The organism is Raoultella sp. (genome assembly GCF_039594335.1).
Taxonomy (GTDB): domain Bacteria; phylum Pseudomonadota; class Gammaproteobacteria; order Enterobacterales; family Enterobacteriaceae; genus Klebsiella.
Window position 1 is genome coordinate 1 of the sequence record NZ_JBCNNS010000202.1, and the last position, 5,484, is coordinate 5,484.

Consider the following 5,484-nt stretch of genomic DNA (forward strand, 5'->3'; position numbering starts at 1 on the left):
AATCGAACAACGCGCGAAGAGATCCGGCAGCATATCCAGCTGGTCAGCTTTCACATGGCCACCGATCAGGCCTGCCGCCAGGTTACCCAGCGCACTGGCGCAGAACCACAGCCCCATCATCTGGCCGCGCATTCTTTCCGGCGCCAGCAGCGTCATGGTTGCCAGGCCAATCGGGCTCAGGCACAGCTCGCCCAGGGTCAGCATCAGAATACTGCCTACCAGCCAGAACGGTGATACGCCGGTCCCACCGTTGTTCAGCACATTCTGTGCCGCCAGCATCATCAGACCAAAGCCCGCTGCGGCGCAGAGAATGCCGATGACGAATTTGGTGATGCTGCTCGGACGTAGACCCTTACGCGCCATCGCTGGCCATGCCCAGCTAAATACCGGCGCCAGCAGAATAATAAACAGCGCGTTGATTGACTGGAACCAGACCGCCGGGATCTCAAAGCTGCCGATCATACGGTTGGTATAATCATTGGCGAACAGGTTGAAAGAGGTCGGCTTCTGCTCAAATGCCGACCAGAAGAAGGCGGCGGAAACCAGCAGAATAAAGCACACCAGCAGACGGGCGCGCTCTTTGCGGCTCAGTCCGGCAAAAGCAAACAGATAGATAAAATAGACAACGACCGCAGCGGCAATTACGTATACCAGCATGCTGGCCACGGCAACAGGGTTAACCACAATCACACCCTGCGCAATCAGCGTGATCAGCACCGCGGCACCCAGCGCCAGCGCCACCAGCCAGGCGCCCACGCCGTTCTTCTTCGCCACCGGGCTGTTCCAGGTTGAATCGAGGCCCACTTCGCTGTCGTAACGCTTCATCGCCGGTACCGCGAAGACCCGGAAGATCACCAGCGCCACCAGCATCCCGATGCCGCCAATGCCAAAGCCCCAGTGCCAGCCGTGCGATTTGATCAACCAGCCGGAAATCAGCGGTGCGATGAACGACCCTATATTGATGCCCATGTAGAACAGTGAGAATCCACCGTCACGACGCGCATCTCCTTTCTTGTACAACGTGCCGACCATGACCGAGATGCAGGTCTTGAACAAACCCGATCCCAGGACGATAAACATCAGCCCGATAAAGAACAGGTTGTCACCCAACACCGCAGACAAAGCGATCGACAGATGGCCCAATGCGATGAGAATCGATCCGTACCAGACCGCTTTTTGCTGGCCCAGCCAGTTATCCGCCAGCCAGCCGCCCGGCAACGCCGCGAGGTACATACTGCCGGCGAAGATACCGACGATCGCCGAGGCATTTTCACGCGCCAGCCCCATTCCGCCGTCGTAAACGGTGGCGGCCATAAACAGAATCAATAAAGGGCGAATACCGTAAAACGAAAATCGCTCCCACATTTCGGTAAAGAACAACGACCCCAGCGGATAAGGATGACCAAAAAAGGTCCGGCTTTCATTTTTATTTACAGAGGAATGCATAACTTCTCCAGATAAGGTGCACCGCAGCGCAAAGAGACCGCGGAAAGCGTGTTAGCCATTTTTACACTGGCCAATCATTGACATGAGGCGTGATGTTTTTTAACTATTTGATAACCAGTTTTCGGTTTTGTCTAGCCACTTAACCCCATCTTTTAGATGAAAACTCGACAAACGTCTACTTTTATAGATTTAAAGTTGGATAAAAACAAAATGTTATTGACATCTCAAATGATAAAATTTAATTAAATTATATGTTTATAAACAATAAGTTAATTAAAAATGCATTTATACTCAAGGTTGGCATGCGCTGCGGATAAAACACGATAAAAAGTAGGGTAAATACGCGGTTGGTCTTCACGACAGGGGAAAGTATCGATAAGTCACGCTCTTGATTATTTAGTCACAGGGTGACGTTCACATATGCAACCGACGCTGGGCCGGACAGAAGCCGGTATGACGCAACGACTGCATCAAACACGACGCTTTGCGCGCATTTTGAGGGTGTTTTTCCTGCGATTCGCAGAGCCATGACTCCGAACCAGGGGATAAAAAAGCACACCCAGGCCGGCTGCTAACGCCATTTAATTTCGTCGCGGTTGCCTTTTGCAAGATTACATTCGTGGCATAACAGCTGGAGGTTATCCAGGCGCAGCGCCAGATGCGGGTATTTACTGCGGGGCCGAATATGATCGACATGGATGATCACCCCATGTTTTGCTGCCGAACGCCCGCAGGCACTACAGGCACCGCCATATTTTTTGAGCGCCTGATAGCGAAGCGCGCGCCACTCTCTGGACTGGTAGAACGCAGCAGAGGCGTTCACGTCTTTTTCCTCTGTCCTGGCCTGTTGCCGCCGGTTGACCGACTGAAACAATCCCTCGTCATCTTCATCTTTCGTTGCGCGATTGACGCGACGGTACAGCGGACCTTCACCTTCCCTGCGCCCCCAGACATCCCGCTCTGGTTTGGCGTTTATGGGTTCCGTTTTATACAGAGTCCTGGCCAGCATTTTCACGCCTTGATACAAAAGCCATATGACACAGACGACGACGATAAACGACCCCATTTCTCAATCTCTTCAATAACCTGACGTGATGCAGAATAGCAAATATCCGCACTCAACGCCTGGAGTTCTGCCGCCGACAGGGCCACCTGAACCGCCGCTCTGTTCCACGAGAGCCCTCAATCTATGACCAGTCGCGGTTCTGAAGCACCACCCGATAACCGTCATCATCGACAAAGGTGTTGCCGTTGGTATCCCAGTAGGGATTAAACGACCTCATCGTACGAAAACCTGCCGCCGTCATTCTGGCGCACGCCTGCTGCCAGTCTGCTTTATCGGGGTAATACAGCACGAGCAGATCTTCATCGGTCGGCGCAGGCTGTCGCGGATGATCGTGACAGTGGGTGAACTCGATGTGCCACGCCAGCTTCGGATGACCCACCATGATCCCGCTAAAACCGGCATGATCGGTAAAATCAGCAATCCGTTGGAGTTCTAACCCCTGGCTGTACATGGTGCAAGCACGCGCCAGGTCGGTGACGGGTCGGGCAATACGCATATGACTAAACATGACAACTGGCTCCTGTGGATCTGATGTGCTCTCCGCTCTGGAGAATATCGCCCTTACTGTATCCATGTTTCAGCTGCGCATTTGTCGAGAAGAGCCCTTGTTCTCCGGGCAGCAATCGGGCGGTGGAACTGACGATAGCATCTGAACGTTGTGTGACTGACCCAACACCATACCGGGAGAAGTGCACATAAAATGAGTGCATACGGCACGACATTCGCGCAGCGAAGTCATACACTGAGCTTTGACGAACCCGACCCGGAGGCCCGATGCTCAGCTCTTTTTCCTGGATTAATCCCCCCTCTCAATGGCAACGCGATAACGATAAACTCAGCGTTATCACCGATGGACAAACCGATTTCTGGCGAACAACCTGGTACGGGTTTGAGCGTTTTTCCGGCCATATCTTCGCCACTGACGTCGCCGGGGATTTTACGTTCCAGGTGAGGGTACTCGCGAATTTCAGTACGCTGTATGACCTGGCCGGCATCATGCTGATGTCCGATGAGCGTCACTGGCTGAAGGCGGGGATTGAATACAATGACGGAGCGCCGGCCATCGGTAGCGTGCTGACGCTGGAGTATTCGGACTGGGCTACCGGTCTGTTCTCCGGTAACGCACAAGAGTTCTGGCTGCGACTGACCCGAAAAGACGACGCGCTGAGATTACAGTATTCGGCAGAAGGCCAGCACTGGCCTCTGCTGCGGTTATGCCATTTCCCGCGCGGTGCGGCGAAAGTGGGCGTGATGTGCTGCACGCCCGAACGTCGCGGCCTGGCGGTGGAGTTTCTGGATATGACGCTCTCTCCACCACTGGATAAGCCGCTGCACGATCTGAGCTGACTATCGGCGCAGGCGCTCCGGCAACCAATACCCTTATAGCAAGTCAACTCTGTTCCGTCACTCTCTGACTCACTGATAACCCTCCCTGGCCCCCGATGCACACCGCTTTCCGCTAAGCCGTAGTCACCCCGTGTGGGTATATCGCCTGTCTACCTTAACGCCTGCACCATGAACCTGCTGAGCGATCGTTTTTCAAGTAACTTGCATTTTGATAGTTACTATGTCAATTTGCTTCCGAAAGCCACCTATCTATCCAGGCCAGCCCATGAAAAATGAACCGCTTTGCCACGCCCCCTGCCCCATCGCCCGTAGCCTCGGCCGCATCGGTGACAGCTGGAGCATCATGATCCTGCGCGACGCCTTCGCGGGCTTTACCCGCTTTGACGAGTTCCAGAAAAGCAGCAACATCGCGCCCAATATTCTTTCGCGCCGCCTGAAGGAGCTGGTAGACGACGGCCTGCTGGAAAAGGTGTGCTACAGCAGTACACCGCCGCGCTACGAATACCACCTCACGCAAATCGGCCGCGATTTTCGCATGGTACTGCTGGCGCTGGTGGAATGGGGTAACCGCCACTTCTCACCCGAAGGCCGTCAGATGCAATTGGTGGAAAGTGAAACCCAGCGGCACGTGGAGCCGATCATGGTCGATAAAGCGACCGGTGAAGAGATTCTTCCGGGTAAATACGCCATGGTGCCGGGCCCTGCGGCCTCACCGATCATGAAATACCGTCATGAATATCTGCTGCGCAAGCGCGAGGGCGATAGCGGGCAAAAATTCCAACCCGAACCCTACAGAGATGCCAACAATGAATCCGGCCAGTAAGAAAAGAGCCCTCGTCCTGGCGGCACTCGGCGTCGCCGCTTTGGCGGCGGCGAGCTACGGCGCTTACTGGTGGCATACCGGGCGCTTTATCCAGACAACCGATGATGCCTATGTTGGCGGTGACATCAGCGCCATCTCCAGCAAAATCTCCGGTTATATTCAGCAGTTGGCGGTGCAGGACAATATGACGGTGAAAAAAGGCGACCTGCTGATTCGCATTGATGACCGCGATTATCGCGCCGCCCTGGCAAAAGCCGCCGGAGAAGTGGCGGCGCAGCAGGCCGCGCTGGCCGATATCATTGCCACCCGGCAGCTACAGCAGGCGACAATTGCCGGCTCTGAGGCCTCGCTACAAGCCGCCACGGCAGCGGCCGAAAAATCGGCTAACGATAACCGGCGCTATAATGCTCTGGCAACGTCGAGCGCGATTTCCGCGCAAATCCGCGATAACGCCGCAGCCGATTACCGCCAGGCGCGCGCCGGGCAGGACAAAGCAAAAGCGGATAAAACCGTGGCCGAACGCCAGCTGGCAGTGCTGGATGCCCGCCAGCAACAAACGCTGGCCGCTCTGGCGCAGGCCCAGGCCAACCTCGAGATGGCGACACTAAACCTCAGCTATACCGAAATTCGCGCGCCGTTCGACGGGGTGATTGGCAACCGCCGCGCGTGGTCCGGTTCATTCATCAGCGGCGGCACGCAGCTACTTTCCCTGGTTCCCGCGCACGGCCTGTGGATTGACGCCAACTTCAAGGAAAACCAGTTGGCGCATATGCGTGCTGGCCAACCGGTGACCATCGTCGCC

General features: G+C 55.3%; 6 protein-coding genes. 3 read left to right on the plus strand and 3 right to left on the minus strand.

The genetic code is table 11. The annotated features are described in order from the left end of the window. The 3 genes from ACZAHD_RS21270 to ACZAHD_RS21280 form a co-directional block, all read right to left on the minus strand. A partial coding sequence (locus ACZAHD_RS21270; RefSeq protein ID WP_462458525.1) for a peptide MFS transporter occupies positions 1 to 1,446 on the minus strand: 1,446 nt, incomplete at its 3' end. A 571-nt stretch (positions 1,447 to 2,017) separates the two neighbouring features. Then, positions 2,018 to 2,455, minus strand: a complete 438-nt coding sequence (locus ACZAHD_RS21275; protein ID WP_462458526.1) for an HNH endonuclease — start codon at positions 2,453 to 2,455, stop codon at positions 2,018 to 2,020. 178 nt (positions 2,456 to 2,633) lie between these two features. Continuing rightward, positions 2,634 to 3,020, minus strand: coding sequence for a VOC family protein (locus ACZAHD_RS21280; protein WP_462458527.1), 387 nt, complete (start codon positions 3,018 to 3,020; stop codon positions 2,634 to 2,636). A gap of 266 nt (positions 3,021 to 3,286) precedes the next feature. On the opposite strand from ACZAHD_RS21280, the gene ACZAHD_RS21285 reads away from it, so the two are divergent. From ACZAHD_RS21285 to ACZAHD_RS21295, 3 genes are all read left to right on the plus strand, one after another. Beyond that, positions 3,287 to 3,859 carry a DUF1349 domain-containing protein gene (locus tag ACZAHD_RS21285; protein WP_462458528.1) on the plus strand — a complete coding sequence of 191 codons (573 nt, stop codon included), beginning with the start codon at positions 3,287 to 3,289 and terminating at the stop codon, positions 3,857 to 3,859. A gap of 265 nt (positions 3,860 to 4,124) precedes the next feature. Continuing rightward, positions 4,125 to 4,682, plus strand: a complete 558-nt coding sequence (locus tag ACZAHD_RS21290; protein ID WP_462458529.1) for a winged helix-turn-helix transcriptional regulator — start codon at positions 4,125 to 4,127, stop codon at positions 4,680 to 4,682. Continuing rightward, a partial coding sequence (locus tag ACZAHD_RS21295) for an HlyD family secretion protein (RefSeq protein WP_462458530.1) occupies positions 4,666 to 5,484 on the plus strand: 819 nt, incomplete at its 3' end. The genes ACZAHD_RS21290 and ACZAHD_RS21295, both read left to right, overlap by 17 nt.